Origin of the sequence: Amycolatopsis sp. CFH S0740 (assembly GCF_004522315.1) — a bacterium.
Classification (GTDB): domain Bacteria; phylum Actinomycetota; class Actinomycetes; order Mycobacteriales; family Pseudonocardiaceae; genus Amycolatopsis; species Amycolatopsis nivea.
Window position 1 is genome coordinate 1 of the sequence record NZ_SDLS01000028.1, and the last position, 15,287, is coordinate 15,287.

The following is a 15,287-nucleotide window of genomic DNA, read 5'->3' on the forward strand; positions in this document are numbered from 1 at the left end:
GGACGACCTCGTGCCGCTGCGCCGCTAAGACCCCGAGAGATGCCGAGCAACGCGTGCGAGCTGCTCCGCGTAATACTCCACAAAGGACTCTGACGACGGATCCTCCCCGGTAAGCGCCTCGGCGATCCGGGGGAGCGACGTCGGCGCGCTCGCCGCCGCCATCAGCATCAGCAGCAACGTCCGAGGGTCCACATCGGACGGGAAGTCGCCCGCTTCCTGCCGTGCCCGCATGTACTTGAGCTGCCCCTGCAGGAACTCGCGTTGCGACTCCGCCCCCGCCTCGCTCGGGGCGCCCTCGGCCATGTTCTCCCGCAGGAACAACCGCGCCTGGTCCTGGTCGGAGAGCCCGCTCCTGGCGAAATCCGTGACCACGTCCGCGAGCGGGCGGTCCGGCGTGGTCATCGCGGAGAACCCGGCGAACGGTTCGCTCGCCACCTCCGCGTACAGGCCTTCCTTACCGCCGAAGTAGTACGAGATCAGCTGCTTGTTCACCCCCGCGCGCTGCGCGATGTCGCTCACCCGCGCGGCCGCGTACCCCTTGCTGCCGAACTCGGCCTTGGCCGCCTCGAAAATGCGCGCCTTCGTGCGCTCGGGATCGCGCTGGCGCTCACCGGGGCGCGGCGCGCGGCGCGGGGTGGTCTCGGACACCTGGGCAGCCTAACCGACGCAGTAATCATCCTGAAGGTTGACACAATCATCTACGAGGATGATTATGGAGACCGGCCGAGAGGGGATGACCGTGAAAAAGATCAAGGTGGCAGTGGTAGGCGGCGGCACCGGCGGGTTGTGCCTCGCGCACGGCCTGTCGCGGGCCGGAGTCGAGGTGGCGGTGTACGAGCGCAGCCGCACCCGGACCGAGCGCCTGCAGGGCTACCGCGTGCACATCGCGCCGATGGGTTCCGCCGCGTTGCACGAGTGCCTCCCGCCTGCGGCGTGGGACCAGTTCCTGGCCACGACGGGGGTCAGCGAGGGCACGTTCGGCTTCGTCACCGAGAAAATGCGCGAGCTGGCGGTCTTCGACGCTCCACCCAGCGCTGACCCGACCGCCGCGCACCATTCGGTCAGCCGGATTTCGATGCACCAGGTCCTGTCGTCCGGATTGGACGGAATCCTCTGGTACGACAAGGAATTCGTGCGCTACGAGACTGATTCGAAGGGCGTCGGCCTGCACTTCGCGGACGGCACCACCGCCGAGGCGGACCTGGTCGTCGGCGCGGACGGTGCGAGCTCCCGCGTCCGTGCGCAACTGTTGCCGCACGCGAAGCGCGTGGATACCGGAATCCGGACTGTCATCGGCAAATTCCCGCTGACCGAAGCGGCTCGCACGCAGCTTCCGCGGCAGCTCGCGACGGCCCCCACGCTCGTGTTGCCCCCGCCCGGCTGCGGGATGTTCACCGCGCCGCACGAGTTTCCAGCGGCTTCGGTCAACGACGAGACCGCGGTCGTCGACCCGGTGCTGTTCGACAACACCGGCAGCTACGTGATGTGGTCCTACGGTGCGAAAGCTGAACGCTTCCCGGCCGATCTCGCCGAACTGGACGCTCCCGCCCTCCGTTCGCTGATCCTGGACCGGATCCGCGACTGGCATCCGGCGTTCAGCCGACTGGTGCGGGATTCGCCGGACGGCACGGTGAGCATGCTGCCGATCCGCACGTCGGTGCCGGTCCGCGACTGGGAGACCGGCCCAGTCACCCTGCTCGGCGACGCCGTGCACAGCATGACGCCGTTCCGCGGCATCGGCGCGAACATCGCACTGCGCGACGCACAAGTGTTGTGCCGCAACCTTTCCCACGGCGGCGACGTGACCGCTGCGGTCGCCGACTACGAGCGGCAGATGCGGAAGTACGCGTACCCACAAGTGCGTGGTTCGCTCCGCAGCGCTAAGCAGTTCGTGACGGAAAGCCGGTTCAGCCGCGGGTTGACGCGCGCGTCGATGACCGCGCTGGGAGCAGCCCTCTCGCTGCGACGGAAACTGCGCGGCTGACCTCAGCCCGCGCCATACCAGCGTCCGCCCGGCGGCATGGCGTACTCCGTGTACAGAAGGGCGGCCAGGGTTTGCCAGCCGGCTTTGTCGGCGGTGAACGTCCGGCCGCCCGGCGCGATCAGCACAGCCCGGCCGTTCGCGTCGGCGACCAGCGAGATCGGTATCCGGTACTCGTCGTAGTCGTGTCGCACGAGCCAGCGCCACCCGATCGTGAACCGGCGGCGGGCGGACACCGGATACCGCACGTCGACGTCGGAAACCCCGGTGCCCGCGATCGTCCACAGCGGAGTGACCCGAAGTCCGGCGAGATGCACGAGCTGCGGCTTCTTGCCGTCCGGTTCGAAGCGGTAGTACGGCCGCCTGCACCAGCGCTCCCAGCGAAGCCGCCGTCGTTCGCGGCGGATCGGGCCGTGCAGCCGGGACCGTGCTTCCTCCAGCAACGCGAGGGCACGGGCGTAGTCGGGATCGTTGCGGGACACGAGATCCTCCCCTCTCTCGCGCCCGAAGCTACTGACCCGGCCGGGGACCGGTCCCGCTCTGCTTGTCCACCAGCGACCGGAGCTGGAACTTCTGGATCTTGCCGCTGGCAGTCCGCGGGAGTTCCGGAAACAGTTCCACGCGCTCCGGCCAGTACTGCTTGGCGACGCCCTTTTCGGCGAGAAAACCGCGCAGCTTCTCCAGATCCAGGTGCGCGCCGGGTTTCAGCACGAGACAGGCGCACGCGCGTTCCTGAAGCCGCGGATCGGGGACCGCGACCACCGCGACCGCTTCGACGTCCGGATGTTCGTAAAGGACGTTCTCCACATACACGACCGGGATGTTCTCGCCGCCGCGGATGATCACGTCCTTGGTGCGGCCGGCGATGCGGAGGTAGCCGTCGGCGTCGATGGTCGCGAGGTCGCCGGTGTCGAACCACTCGCCGGTGAAACTCTCGCGGGCCAGTTCGAGCCGTTCGGCGTAGCCGACGAACAGGAACGGCCCGGCGACCTGCAGGCGGCCCTCCGCGCCCGGCGGCAGTTCGGCCCCGTCCGCGTCGACGGTCCGGATCCGCATTCCGGGCCACGGATAACCGTCGGTGTCGATCAGCTTGTCGTCCGGATCGCCCGGGATGCCGAGCGTGACCAGCGCGTCTTCGCTCTGCCCCCAGCCGCCGAGCACGACGAGACCGGGCAGTTTCTGCCGCGCCTGCCGTACGAGCGCGCGGGGGATCGGTGCGCCCATGCAGCAGAACCGTTGCAGGGAACTGAGATCGTGGTCGGCGAGATTCGGCGCGGACAGCAGGTCGTGCAGGAACGGCGTGGCGGCCGAGGTGTAGGTGATGCCGTGCTCGGCGACCAGTTCCACGAACCGCGCGGCATCCCACACGTCTTGCAGCACGCAGGTCGCGCCGTTCTGCACGCCGAGCCTCGCGCCGTAAAGGAAACCGGTGAGATGCGCGAGCGTCGACGCCATGTGCAGGACGCTGTCGGAGGTGATGCCGAGCCGGTCGGGGAGCGGGTTGTTCGCGGCGACGGCCGTGTTGTGCGTGTGCATCACGCCCTTGGGCTCGCCGGTGGTGCCGGAGGTGAAGATCAGCAGGGTGACGTCGTTGGGATCAGGCCGCCACGACGGCAGCTCGTGCCGCTCTTCCCAAGGGGTCGCGGCGAACTCGTCCCAGGACGACCCGACCACCAGCACGTGCTCCAGGTCCGGCCACCGCGGACGGAGCCGCTCCGCCATCGCCGGATAGTCGAAACCGCGGAATTCCCGCGGCACCACCAGGATTTTCGACTTCGCGAGCGCCACCATGAAGCCGACCTCGCGGTCCCGGTAGATCGGGATGAGCGGATTGCTGACCGCGCCGATCCGGCTCGCCGCGTAGTGCACGACGATCCACTCGATCCGGTTCGGCAGCTGGAAGGACACGACGTCGCCAGGCCGGACGCCCAGTTCCAGCAGCCCGAGCGCGCACCGGTCGACCTCCTGTTTGAGCTGGCCGAACGTGACGCTGCGCTGCGAATCGACGAACGCGGTCTTGTCCGGCGCGGCCGCCGCGGCGTCGTCGAGATAGTCGGTGATGGTGCGGTTCGCCCAGTACCCGGCGCGGGTGTGGGCTTCGATCGTCTCGTCGTCGAGGATCGTCGCGAACATGGCGGGCTCCGGGTCAGCTCATGGTGAGGCCGCCGCTGACGCTGACGGTCTGGCCGGTGACGTAGGCGGCCTCGTCGGAGGCCAGGAAGGCGACCACGTTCGCGATGTCGGACGGCTGCGCGAGCCGCCGGAACGGGATGGCTTTCGTCAGTGCTTCGCGCAGCTTCGGGTTGTCGCCGCCGAGCGAGGCGAACAGTTCGGTGTCCGCGGGACCAGGGCAGACGACGTTGGCGTTGACCGTGCTGCGCGCCAGTTCCCGGGCGATCGACTTCGTGAACGCGATGATGCCGCCCTTCGCCGCCGAGTACACCGCCTCGCCCGACGAGCCGACGCGACCGGCGTCCGAGGCGATGTTGACCACGGACCCGAAACCCTGCTCGACCATCACCGGCAGCACTTCCCGGCAGGTGTTGAGCACGCCGTAGAGATTGATCTGCACGACGCGGTCCCAATCGGCGCGGTCGGACTCGACGAACGGACCCGCCTTGTCCCAGCCGGCGTTGTTGACCAGCACGTCGATCCGGCCGAGCTGCGCGCGAACCTGCTCGACCGCGCCGGCGACGGATTCGGGGGAGGTGACGTCGGTCTTCACGCCGATCCCGCCGATCGCGGCCGCGGTTTCCTTCGCGGTGGTCTCGTTGATGTCGCTGACCACGACGGTCGCGCCCTCGGCGGCCAGCTTCTCGGCGATACCTCGGCCGATGCCCTGACCCGCGCCGGTCACGATGACGACTTTGTCCTTGAGCATGGTGCTCTCCTTAGGGGGCGTAGGCGCGGCCGAGCAGGTTGCGCGCGATGACGAGCTTCGACACCTGCGCGGTGCCGTCGCCGATTTCGAGGCCGATCACGTCGCGAAGCCGTTGACCGACCGGGCTTTCGCTGGAGTACCCGAGGTGCCCGAACGTCAGCAGGCACTGGTGGATGGTCTCGGCGGCGAGCTTCGGCGCCCAGAACTTCGCCATCGCGGCCTCGGTGCTGTGCTCGGCGTCGTTGTCCTTGCGCCACAACGCCTCGTAACAGACGTGCCGGGCGCCGCGCAGGTACGTCGCCTGCTCAGCGAGCGGGAACGCGACGCCCTGAAAGGTGCCGATCGGACTGCCGAACGCTTCGCGGTCGCGAGACCACTGCAACGCCTCGTCGAGCGAAACCTGCGCTGCGCCAAGGCAGGCGAGCCCGATGATCGCGCGCGAGTAGTCGAAACCTTGCATCACGGAGACGAACCCCTGGCCTTCGCCGCCGACCAACGCTTCCTTCGGGACGGGCAGTCCGTCGAAGTGCAGGGAAGCGCGGCCGATCGCCCGGCTGCCGAGGTCGTCGAACGCTGCCCGCGAGACGTACGCGTCGTCCAGTTCGACCCAGAACGCACTGACGCCGCGGGCACCCGGACCGCCGGTGCGGGCGAGCACGAGCGCGACGTCGGCGGACATGCCCAGGGTGATCGACGTTTTCTCGCCAGTGAGCCGCCAGCCGTCGCCGTCCGGTTCGGCCTTCATCTCCAGCTTCGCGGCGTCGGTGCCGTGTCCGGGTTCGGTGATGCAGAACGCGGGCACGACCTCGCCGGACGCGATCGGCGGCAGCCACGCGGCCTGCTGCTCCTCGGTCGCGTTGCGGGTGAGGATGTCGCTGACCAGTGCGCTGACGATGATCAGGTAGGCCGCGTTGAAGTCGCCGCGCGCGACCTCCTCGGCCGCCATCCCGGCGACGACCGCGCTGGCCTCCTGGCCGCCGTGCCGTTCCGGGATCCGCAGGCCGGTCAGGCCCATCGCCGCCAGGTCGCTGACGAGCTGGGGCCGGAGCTTCGCTGCCTTGTCGTCGGATTGGTAATGCGGTGCAAGGACTTTCGTCGCGAACCGGCGCAGCTCGTGCCGGTAAGCGTCCTCGTCGCCGGTGAAGGTGAAGTCCATGGTCAGTGCCAGTTCACGTGCGAGACGAAGTCCGGCTTGCGCTTCTCCGCAAACGCTTGCGCACCCTCCAAGCCCTCCGGCGAGGCAGTGAACAGGTCGAGTGCGGACATGGCCAAATTGGACAGTCCGGCCTGGTGGTCGGTGTCCGCGTTGAAGGACTGCTTGAGAAAACGCAGTGCGGTCGGGCTTTTCTCGGCGGCTTCGTCGGCCCACGCCTTGGCGGTCTTGAGCAGTTCGCCCGGCGGGACGACGGCGTTGACCAGACCCATCCGCTCCGCCTCGGCCGCGTCGTACTGGCGGCAGAAGAACCAGATCTCGCGCGCCTTCTTCTCGCCGACGACCCGCGCGAGATAAGCCGAGCCGAACCCGGCGTCGAACGACCCGACCCGCGGACCGGCCTGGCCGAACCGCGCGGTCTCGCTGGCGATCGTGACGTCGCACAGGACGTGCAGCACGTGCCCGCCGCCGACCGCGACGCCGTTGACCGCGGCGATCACCGGCTTCGGGATGTCGCGGATGAGCTTGTGCAGGTTGCCGATCTCGAACATGCCGCTCTCGGTCGGGCCGTAGTCGCCGGTCTCCGCGCGCTGTTTGACGTCGCCGCCGGTGCAGAACGCCTTCTCGCCGGCGCCGGTGAGGATCACCGCCTGCACGTGCTTGTCCGCCCACGCCAAGCGGAACGCCTTGATCAGCTCGTCGACCGTCCGCCCGCGAAAGGCGTTGTAGCGCTCCGGCCGGTCGATCGTGACGACCGCGGCCGGACCGTCGATCTCGTACCGGATGTCCTCGAACTCCATCGTTCGCTCCCGTCTGTCGTCTGACCACGGTGACAAAATTTGACTGTAGAGTCAAGAGTTGAACTTGTAGTCAACCGGTAGGCTTCCGGGACAGCGGAAAACCGGGAGGAGCAGTATGGGCGCGGTGAAACCGCCGTCCGAGCGCGTGCGGCGCAAGCGGGGCAAGCGGATCCAGGAGATCCTGACGGCGGCGGCCGAACTGTTCGGCGAACGCGGCTACGACGCGGTGAGCCTGGAGCACGTCGCCGAGCGCCTGGACGTCACGAAGGGCTCGCTGTACTACTACTTCTCCAGCAAGGACGAGCTGGGCACAGCGGCGATCGAGACGCTCGGCGACGAGTGGACGGCCCGGCTGGAGCAGTTGCTCGACCGCACCGAGGGCACGCCGGAAGCCCGGCTGCGCGCGCTGATCCACGAACACGTCACGATCGCGGTCAACGACTATCCGGCGGCGCTGCGGCTGTTCCTGATGCCGCGCGAATGGCCGAGCGCGCAACGCGAGCGCATCAAGGAACTCCGCCTCCGCCACGACGCGCTTTTCCGCGCGCTGATCGAAGAGGGCGTGGCGAGCGGCGAGTTCACCGTCACCAGCGTCGACACCGTGCTGCAGTGCATGCACGCCGCGATGAGCCAGGCGCCGACGTGGTGCGGTGAACTGCCGTCCGCCGCGCGGGGGAAAGCCGTGGACGAGGTCGCCGATACGTTGCTGGCGCTCGTCCACATCGGACAGTCCGGATAGCTCGGACGGTGTGCTAGAGGCGGCGCGGTGCCTCGATGCCGAGCAACGCCAAGCCCCGCACGAGTGTGCGCGACGTGAGCGTGGCCAGCTGTACCCGCGAAGCGCGCAGCTCCGGCGTTTCCGCGATCAGCACCGGGCACTGTTCGTAGAAGCGCGAGAAGGTGACCGCGGTGTCGTACAGATACGTACACAGCTTGTGCGGCGCGTACGCGGACGTCGCCGCGCTGATCGCTTCGCTGAACCGCAGCAGCGTCAGCGCGAGCGCGCGTTCCGCTGGCTCCTGAAGCAGGATCGGCGCGTCCTCGGCAGGCTCTCCGGCTTTGGCGAGGATCGACTCGATCCGCGCGTGCGCGTACTGGAGGTAGACGGACGTGTTGCCGTCCTTGGCGAGCATGCGGTCCCAGTCGAACACGTAGTCGCGTTCGCGGTCGCTGGAAAGGTCGGCGTACTTCACCGCGCCGATCCCGACCGCGCGCGCGACTTCCTGCTGCTCTTCCTTGCTGAGCTCACTGCGCTCGGCAACGACTTCCGCGGCCTGCGCCACGGCTTCGTCGAGCAGGCTGGAGAGCTTGATCGTCTCGCCGGCGCGGGTGCGCATCACCTTGCCGTCCGCGCCGAGGATCGAGCCGAACCCGATGTGCTCGGCGTGCACGCCGTCGAGCCAGCCGGCCGCACGGGCCACCGCGAAGATCATCGCGAAGTGCTGCGCCTGCGGGGTGCCGACGACGTACAGCAGGTCGGTCGCGCCGCGTTCGGCGGTCCAATACCGGATGGTGGCGAGGTCGGTGGCCGCGTAGCCGTAGCCGCCGTCGCGCTTGCGGACGATCAGCGGGAGACGGTCGCCCTCGCGGTTGGTGAAGCCTTCCGGGAACACGCAGACCGCGCCGTCGCTGATCTCGGTGAGGCCGTCGGCCTCGAGTTCGTCGACGACTTCGCCCAGGTACGGGTTGTAAAAGCTTTCGCCGTAGATGTCTTCGTCGGTGAGCGTGATGCCGAGCTTGCGGTAGGCCGCGTTGAAGTGCCGTGTCGATTCGTCGACGAGTTCCTGCCAGAAGGCGAGCGTGTCCGGGTCGCCGCTCTGGAGCTTGACGACGCGCTCGCGGGAGCGGGTCGCGAAGGCCTCGTCGGCGTCGAACTTCCGGCGCGCGGCCTGGTAGAACGCGTTGAGGTCGCTGCGGTCGCCGGACGGTTCGTCCAGATGATGCTCGATGAGCATGCCGAACGGCGTGCCCCAGTCGCCGAGATGGTTGTGCGGCAGCACCTCGTGCCCGACGAAGCGCAGCAACCTGCTGATCGCGTCGCCGATCACCGTGGAACGCAGATGCCCGACGTGCATTTCCTTGGCGACGTTGGGACTGCTGTAGTCGAGCGCGACCCGGCGCGGCTGCTCGGCTTCGGCCACTCCGAGCCGGTCGTCGCGGGCCTGCTCGGCGACGCGCTGCTCGAGCCATTCCCGGCGCAGCACGAAGTTCAGGAATCCCGGCCCGGCGATCTCCGGCCGCTCGGCGACCCCGTCCAGCTCCAGGTTCTCGACGATCCCCGCCGCGACCTCGCGCGGCGGTTTGCCGAGCCGTTTGCCGAGGCTCATCGCCAGGTTGCACTGGTAGTCGACACCGTCGCGAGTGGACACCGCGATGAGCGCCTCGGACGGGTCGAGGTCGACGTCGAACGCGCGGCGGAGCGCGGCCACCACGCGTCGGGCCAGTTCCTCACTAACCTCGGGCTTGCGCACGGTGTCCCTCCTTCGCGTAGTCGATCGTTGAAGCCTACCGACCGCGCGCGAGCGGGTTTACCGCAGTTCACTGCCCTTCGTTTCGGGCATCCGGAGGATCACGAAGAACGCGATCGCCGCCCCGACAGCGACGTACCAGAAGAAGGCAGTGGCAGCACCAGCCGCGGACAGCGCGCTGAGCACGAGCGGCGCGGTCCCGCCGAACACGGCGACGGTCAGGTTGTACCAGGCGCCGATGCCGAGCCCGCGGAGTTCGGTGGGGAAGAGCTCGCTCATGATCGCCGGGGCGAGCGAGGTCATCGCGGTGTAGAGCGCGAGGCCGACGCAGAACACGATGAGCAGATTCCAAAAACCGGGCCGCACGAGGTAGGAGAGCGGGACGATCACGAGTGCCGTCGCGCCGGACCAGACCAGCAGCTGAGGCCGCCGCCCGTACCGGTCCGCGAGGGCGCCCATCGGGTACTGGAGGACGACGAAGAGCGCGGTTGCGATGGAAAGCGCGAGGAAGGTGTCGACGTCGTTCGCGCCGCGTCCCTTGACGGCGAAGGACGTGAGGGCGCTGAAGAAGGTGTAGTAGCACAGCGTCGAGAGCATCGAGAACCCGATGAGCTGCCCGACCGCCTTCGGATGCTGGGTGATCGTGGTGAGCAACGGCCGCTCAACGCGTCGCGCGGTCTCCTTTTTCTCGTGGTACAGCTCGGTTTCCGCGAGACTGCGGCGCAGCCACAGCCCGACCAGCCCGAGCACCCCGCCGAGCAGGAACGGAATCCGCCAGCCGAACGAGCTGAGGTGCGCCTTGTCCATCGTGCGGGCGAGCACGAACCCGAGCACGGTCGCGATGAGGACCGCGGACCCGGTGGAGATGTAAAAGAACGAGGAGTAGCGCCCCCGGCGTTCCTTGGGCGCGACCTCGCCGAGGTACGCGGAAGCGTTGGAAACCTCGCCGCCGAGCGAAAGCCCCTGCGCGATCCGCGCGAGCAGGAGAAGAATCGGAGCCAGCCACCCGACCTGCGCGAACGTGGGCAGCAGCCCGATCGCGACCGACCCGCCCGCCATCAGCGAAATAGTGAGAATCATGGCGGGCTTGCGCCCGTGCACGTCGGCGAACCTCCCGAGCAGCACGCCGCCGAGCGGCCGGAAGAAGAACGCGAGCGCGTAAGTGGCGAACGTGTTGATCAGGGCGAGCGTTTCGTTGCCAGGAGGGAAGAACGCGCCGGCGAAGTAGATGCTGAAGGTCGCGTAGATCGTCCAGTCGAACCACTCGAGCGCATTGCCCGCACTGGCAGCGAACAACTTCCGCACCGGCAACCGATGCCGGGCAATGCCTTCGGTCGTCGAACCGGCCATCGGGCAACCTCCACACGTCCGCACGGGCGGAACGGGACTTTGCCAGAAATGCCCGGAGATCGGTAGATCTCGGGGAAGGATGGCAGTTGGTGCTTGTCCCACTGCGGTGTGTGACGCGGGATCGCGTTTGCTGCACAGGATCGTGCGGTGGTGCAGGCTGCAGAGGATCGTGCGATGGCGGAAGCTGCACAGGATCGTGCGGTGGTGAGGGCGCAGAGGGTCGTGCGATGGCGGAAGCTGCACGGGCTCGTGCGGTGGTGCAGGCGTTGCCGCGCGGCAAATGCGCGGTGGCGCAGGCGCGCACGCCGCTTCGCGCGAGGCTGGCAGCCGGGCTGGTTGGCAGATGCTCGTCCCCGCCCCGCCCCGCCCCGCCCCGCCCCGCCCCGCCCCGCCCCGCCCCGCCCCGCTTCGTTCGTGCGGCATCTCGGATCAGCCTGGCAGCCTTCGCTGTGCCTCGACCCGCGCTCGCAACCGCGGCGGGCAGCTCGTCGAGCGCGGGCTCACTTCACCCGGCTAGTCCCGGCCCGCCGCACTCGCCAGCCAGCAGCCGCCTTCGGCCATCCCAGCCAATCCCGCCTAGCCGCGAAGCCAATCTTGCCTAGCCGCTAAGCCGCCACCGCCCGGCCCCGCAGACAAGAGGGCACCCGCCAGCAACCGACCCGGCCGCCCCAGCAACCTCGCCCAGCCGCCCAGACCCAGCGCACCTCAAGCAGTGGTCGCCAACGCGAACGGCAACACCCCCTCCGCCCCGGCCCGGCGCAGCAGCCGTGCCGCCAGGGTCATCGTCCAGCCGGTGTCGATCAGGTCGTCCACCAGCAGCACCGGCCCGCGCGTCTGCGCGACGCTCGCCGCCACGTCCTCCGGCAGGCTCAACCTCCGCCACAGATCCGCCAGCCGCTGGGCGCTGTTCGCCTGCCGCGGCGGCGGTCCGGCCGACGCCAGTTCGCCCAGGTAATCCAGCCTGCCGATCGCCGACAGCCGCAGTGCGAGGCTGTCCACCAGTTGCGGCCGCGTCGCCGACGGGATCGCCACCACCGCCACCGGACGTTGCGCCCATTGCCATCCCGCGAGCACCTTCACGCACGCGTCGAACACCGAGTCGGGGACCTCGGCGTCCGGCGCGCCCGGGCCGAGCAGTTCGCGTAGCCGGCCGCCCCAGCCCACGTCCGTGAGCCTGCCCAGCACCTGTCCCGGCTCGGCCTGCTCCTCGGTTTTGATCCGGCCCGACAGCGGCACGTCGAGCCCTTTCATCCCGCTCGGCCACTGTTTGCGCGGCGCGACCTCGACCCCGGGCCGGTCCAGCCGTTCCCGCGTCGCACCCGCGATCTCGTCGGACACCGCGGTGCTCCAGTGCTCCCCGGTGCAGTTGTCGCACCGGCCGCACGGCACCGCCTCCGGATCGTCGAGCTGCCGCCGCAAATACTCCATTCGGCACCCGCCGGTGCGGATGTACCCGAGCATCGCCTCCTGCTCGGCCGCCCGTGCGACACCGACCCGGTCGTACCGCTCCCGGTCGTACTCCCATGGCTGCCCGGTGCTTTCCCAGCCGCCGCGCACCCGGCGCACCGCACCGTCCACATCGAGCACTTTCAGCACCATCTCCAGCCGGGACCGGGAAAGCTCGACCGACGGCTCCAGCGCGGCTGTCGAAAGTGGACGGTCGGCGTACGCGAGCGCGTTGAGCACCTGCGTGACGCGCAGCTCGTCCGGGAACGCCAGCGACCCGAAGTACGCCCAGATCGCCTTGTCCTCCCGCCCGGGCAGCAGCACCACCTCGGCCCGTTCGACGCCGCGGCCGGCACGGCCGACCTGCTGGTAGTACGCGATCGGCGACGACGGCGCGCCGAGGTGCACCACGAACCCGAGGTCCGGCTTGTCGAACCCCATCCCGAGCGCCGACGTCGCGACCAGCGCCTTGACCCGGTTCTCCAGCAGGTCGTCCTCCGCGGCCTGGCGGTCGGCCGGATCGGTTTTCCCGGTGTAGGCGGCCACCGGATAACCGCGGTCGGACAGCAGCGCGGCGACGTCGTGCGCGGCGGCGACGGTGAGCGTGTAGATGATGCCCGACCCCGGCAGCTCCGCCAGGTGCTCGGCGAGCCAAGCCAGCCGCGCCTCGTCGCTGGGCAGTTCGGCCACGGCCAGCCGCAGGCTCTCCCGGTCGAGCGGACCGCGCAGGACGAGCGTGTCCGTCTCGCCGCCGATGCCGAGCTGCTCGGCGACATCGGTGGCCACCCGGTCGTTCGCGGTCGCGGTGGTGGCCAGCACCGGCACGCCTTCCGGCAGGTCGCCCAGCAGCGTGCGCAGCCGCCGGTAGTCCGGCCGGAAGTCGTGGCCCCAGTCCGAAATGCAGTGCGCCTCGTCCACCACCAGCAGGCCGGCGCTGGCGGTGAGCTTCGGCAGCACGCTGTCGCGGAAGTCCGGGTTGTTCAGCCGTTCCGGGCTGACCAGCAGCACGTCCACCTCGCCCGCGGCCACCGACGCCTGGACCTGGTCCCACTCCTGCGCGTTCGCCGAGTTGATGGTGGCCGCGTGGATCCCCGCCCTGGCGGCGGCGGAGATCTGGTTGCGCATCAGGGCGAGCAGCGGCGACACGATGACCGTCGGCCCCGCTCCCTGTTCCCGCAGCAGCGCGGTGGCCAGGAAGTACACCGCCGACTTGCCCCAGCCGGTGCGCTGCACGACGAGCGCGCGCCGGTGGTGCGCGACCAGTGCCTCGATCGCGGTCCACTGGTCTTCCCGGAGGGCGGCGTTGTCCCCGGCGAGCGCCCGGAGCAGGGTCTCCGCGCGGGTCCGGAGGTCTGGGGTGGTATCGGTGATGTCCACGTCCCCCGGTCTACCCCATGCCCCCGACAATCCCGGAGCCGCCCGGACCGGAACGGACGGTTTCCGGCTGGAAACGCAGAGTTATGTGACTCATGTCACAACAGTAACCTAGCTCGCAGTCGCGACGGGGAGCCCTCGCGTGCCCGCGCGTATAGGCTCACCGGCTATGTCACCACGCCGGATCGGGGTCATGGGCGGCACCTTCGACCCCGTGCACCACGGCCACCTCGTCGCGGCCAGCGAGGTCCAGTCGCGGTTCGCGCTCGACGAGGTCATCTTCGTGCCGACCGGGCAGCCGTGGCAGAAGTCCGGCCGCCGCGTCACGCGCGCCGAGGACCGCTACCTGATGACGGTCATCGCCACCGCGTCCAACCCGGTCTTCTCGGTGAGCCGGGTCGACATCGACCGCGGCGGCCAGACCTACACCGTCGACACGCTGCGGGACCTGCACGAGGAATACCCGGACGACGAGCTGTTCTTCATCACCGGGGCCGACGCGCTCGAGCAGATCCTCACCTGGCACAAGGCCGACGAGCTGTTCGACTTCGCGCATTTCATCGGCGTCACCCGGCCGGGCTACCGGCTCAACTCGCACCATCTGCCGAGCGGCAAGGTGAGCCTGGTCGAGGTCACCGCGATGTCCATCTCGTCCACCGGATGCCGCGAACGCGTCGAGCGCGGCGAGCCGGTCTGGTACCTCGTGCCCGACGGCGTTGTGCGCTACATCGCCAAGAAGGACCTCTACCGCAAGGACGCCGAGGCCTGACCGGGTACCCTCGTCCGGGCGTACCCGAAATCTTGAAGGAGCACTGTGGCAGCGACGTCCGAGGCACGGGACCTGGCGGTGGCGGCCGCGCACGCGGCGGCGGACAAGCTGGCCAGCGACGTGGTCGTCCTGGACGTGTCCGAGCAGCTCGTGATCACCGACGCGTTCGTGATCGCGTCCGCGGCGAACGAGCGGCAGGTCGGCGCGATCGTCGACAACGTCGAGGAGAAGCTCCGCATCGAGGGCCACAAGCCGGTGCGCCGCGAAGGCGCGCGCGAGGGCCGGTGGGTGCTGCTCGACTACGTCGACGTCGTCGTGCACGTCCAGCACGCGGACGAGCGCTCGTTCTACGGCCTCGAGCGGCTGTGGAAGGACTGCCCGCGGATCGAGGTCGAAGGGCTGGCCGCGGTCCCCGCCGACGACACCGGCGACGCGGACGGCCCGGAGGCGTGAGCCCGCGGCGGCTGCTGCTCTGGCGGCACGGCGAGACGGACTACAACGCCGCCGGCCGCATGCAGGGACACCTCGATTCGGCGCTGACCCCGGTCGGCTGGAACCAGGCCCGCTTCGCCGTGCCCGCGCTCGCGCGGTTCGCGCCGGAGCTGGTGATCGCGTCCGACCTGCGCCGCGCCACCGACACCGCGACGGTGCTCACCGAGGCGATCGGCGTGCCGCTGCAGATCGACAAGCGGCTGCGCGAGACGCACCTCGGCGAGTGGCAGGGCCTGACCGGGGCCGAGGTCGACGAGGGCTACCCGGGCGATCGCGAGCTGTGGCGCAGCGACGCCGCGTGGGCCCCGCCGGGCGGCGAGTCCCGCGTCGAGGTGGCCGAACGCGCCGCCGAGGTGGTCGACGACCTGATGCAGCCGAATTCCGGCGCCGGGGAATCGGTCCTGCTCGCCTCGCACGGCGGCCTGATCCTCGCGCTGACGGCGAAGCTGCTCGGCCTTCCGGTCGAGGTCTGGCCGTCGCTCGGCGGGATCATGAACTGCCACTGGGTCGACCTCGGCCACCGTGAGGGGAAGTGGCGGTTGCACGCGTACAACGCGGGCATCACCGGCTGAC

The 15,287-nt window shown here is 69.4% G+C and carries 14 protein-coding genes; 5 read left to right on the top strand and 9 right to left on the bottom strand.

Annotated elements, in window-relative coordinates:
* Nucleotides 1–24: 24 nt before the first annotated feature.
* A complete protein-coding gene (locus EIZ45_RS34840; protein WP_134663043.1) occupies nucleotides 25–648 on the bottom strand; it encodes a TetR/AcrR family transcriptional regulator in 624 nt (207 codons plus the stop codon).
* A gap of 64 nt (nucleotides 649–712) precedes the next feature.
* On the opposite strand from EIZ45_RS34840, the gene EIZ45_RS34845 reads away from it, so the two are divergent.
* Nucleotides 713–1,984, top strand: coding sequence for an NAD(P)/FAD-dependent oxidoreductase (locus tag EIZ45_RS34845; protein WP_240692043.1), 1,272 nt, complete (start codon nucleotides 713–715; stop codon nucleotides 1,982–1,984).
* 2 nt (nucleotides 1,985–1,986) lie between these two features.
* On the opposite strand, the gene EIZ45_RS34850 is transcribed toward EIZ45_RS34845, so the two are convergent.
* The 5 genes from EIZ45_RS34850 to EIZ45_RS34870 are packed head-to-tail and all read right to left on the bottom strand — an operon-like array spanning nucleotide 1,987 to nucleotide 6,815.
* On the bottom strand, nucleotides 1,987–2,463 hold the full coding sequence (locus EIZ45_RS34850) for a hypothetical protein (protein WP_037813741.1): 477 nt from the start codon (nucleotides 2,461–2,463) through the stop codon (nucleotides 1,987–1,989).
* Between the two features lie 28 nt (nucleotides 2,464–2,491).
* A complete protein-coding gene (locus EIZ45_RS34855) occupies nucleotides 2,492–4,114 on the bottom strand; it encodes an AMP-binding protein (protein WP_134663041.1) in 1,623 nt (540 codons plus the stop codon).
* Nucleotides 4,115–4,127: 13 nt separating this feature from the next.
* Nucleotides 4,128–4,862: an SDR family NAD(P)-dependent oxidoreductase gene (locus EIZ45_RS34860; RefSeq protein ID WP_134663040.1), complete on the bottom strand. Its 735-nt coding sequence runs from the start codon at nucleotides 4,860–4,862 to the stop codon at nucleotides 4,128–4,130.
* Between the two features lie 10 nt (nucleotides 4,863–4,872).
* A complete protein-coding gene (locus tag EIZ45_RS34865) occupies nucleotides 4,873–6,018 on the bottom strand; it encodes an acyl-CoA dehydrogenase family protein (RefSeq protein WP_134663039.1) in 1,146 nt (381 codons plus the stop codon).
* Nucleotides 6,019–6,020: 2 nt separating this feature from the next.
* A complete protein-coding gene (locus EIZ45_RS34870) occupies nucleotides 6,021–6,815 on the bottom strand; it encodes an enoyl-CoA hydratase-related protein (RefSeq protein WP_134663038.1) in 795 nt (264 codons plus the stop codon).
* A 115-nt stretch (nucleotides 6,816–6,930) separates the two neighbouring features.
* On the opposite strand from EIZ45_RS34870, the gene EIZ45_RS34875 reads away from it, so the two are divergent.
* Nucleotides 6,931–7,554, top strand: a complete 624-nt coding sequence (locus tag EIZ45_RS34875) for a TetR/AcrR family transcriptional regulator (protein WP_037813729.1) — start codon at nucleotides 6,931–6,933, stop codon at nucleotides 7,552–7,554.
* Between the two features lie 13 nt (nucleotides 7,555–7,567).
* Here EIZ45_RS34875 and argS read toward each other — a convergent pair whose 3' ends face one another.
* From argS to EIZ45_RS34890, 3 genes are all read right to left on the bottom strand, one after another.
* On the bottom strand, nucleotides 7,568–9,286 hold the full coding sequence (gene argS / locus EIZ45_RS34880; protein WP_134663037.1) for an arginine--tRNA ligase: 1,719 nt from the start codon (nucleotides 9,284–9,286) through the stop codon (nucleotides 7,568–7,570).
* Nucleotides 9,287–9,343: 57 nt separating this feature from the next.
* Nucleotides 9,344–10,633: an MFS transporter gene (locus EIZ45_RS34885; RefSeq protein ID WP_043837322.1), complete on the bottom strand. Its 1,290-nt coding sequence runs from the start codon at nucleotides 10,631–10,633 to the stop codon at nucleotides 9,344–9,346.
* Between the two features lie 705 nt (nucleotides 10,634–11,338).
* Entirely contained in the window at nucleotides 11,339–13,456 is a 2,118-nt protein-coding gene (locus EIZ45_RS34890; protein WP_134663036.1) for a RecQ family ATP-dependent DNA helicase, read from the bottom strand.
* A 166-nt stretch (nucleotides 13,457–13,622) separates the two neighbouring features.
* Here EIZ45_RS34890 and nadD point away from each other — a divergent pair, with 166 nt between their 5' ends.
* From nadD to EIZ45_RS34905, 3 genes are read left to right on the top strand one after another with little or no spacing between them, the layout of a single operon-like run.
* Complete coding sequence (gene nadD, locus EIZ45_RS34895) at nucleotides 13,623–14,222, top strand: nicotinate-nucleotide adenylyltransferase (protein WP_078870493.1); 600 nt, start codon at nucleotides 13,623–13,625, stop codon at nucleotides 14,220–14,222.
* Nucleotides 14,223–14,267: 45 nt separating this feature from the next.
* Nucleotides 14,268–14,675: a ribosome silencing factor gene (gene rsfS / locus EIZ45_RS34900; protein ID WP_134663035.1), complete on the top strand. Its 408-nt coding sequence runs from the start codon at nucleotides 14,268–14,270 to the stop codon at nucleotides 14,673–14,675.
* Entirely contained in the window at nucleotides 14,672–15,286 is a 615-nt protein-coding gene (locus EIZ45_RS34905; RefSeq protein WP_043837324.1) for a histidine phosphatase family protein, read from the top strand. Before rsfS ends, EIZ45_RS34905 begins: the two co-directional genes overlap by 4 nt.
* Nucleotide 15,287: the final 1 nt, after the last annotated feature.

Bases quoted from the DNA above. Each gene is read 5' to 3' on its own strand.
- EIZ45_RS34845 (WP_240692043.1), top strand. From the start codon at position 713: ATGGAGACCGGCCGAGAGGGGATGACCGTGAAAAAGATCAAGGTGGCA.
- EIZ45_RS34855 (WP_134663041.1), bottom strand. From the start codon at position 4,114: ATGTTCGCGACGATCCTCGACGACGAGACGATCGAAGCCCACACCCGC.
- EIZ45_RS34860 (WP_134663040.1), bottom strand. From the start codon at position 4,862: ATGCTCAAGGACAAAGTCGTCATCGTGACCGGCGCGGGTCAGGGCATC.
- EIZ45_RS34865 (WP_134663039.1), bottom strand. From the start codon at position 6,018: ATGGACTTCACCTTCACCGGCGACGAGGACGCTTACCGGCACGAGCTG.
- EIZ45_RS34870 (WP_134663038.1), bottom strand. From the start codon at position 6,815: ATGGAGTTCGAGGACATCCGGTACGAGATCGACGGTCCGGCCGCGGTC.
- EIZ45_RS34875 (WP_037813729.1), top strand. From the start codon at position 6,931: ATGGGCGCGGTGAAACCGCCGTCCGAGCGCGTGCGGCGCAAGCGGGGC.
- EIZ45_RS34885 (WP_043837322.1), bottom strand. From the start codon at position 10,633: ATGGCCGGTTCGACGACCGAAGGCATTGCCCGGCATCGGTTGCCGGTG.
- nadD (WP_078870493.1), top strand. From the start codon at position 13,623: ATGTCACCACGCCGGATCGGGGTCATGGGCGGCACCTTCGACCCCGTG.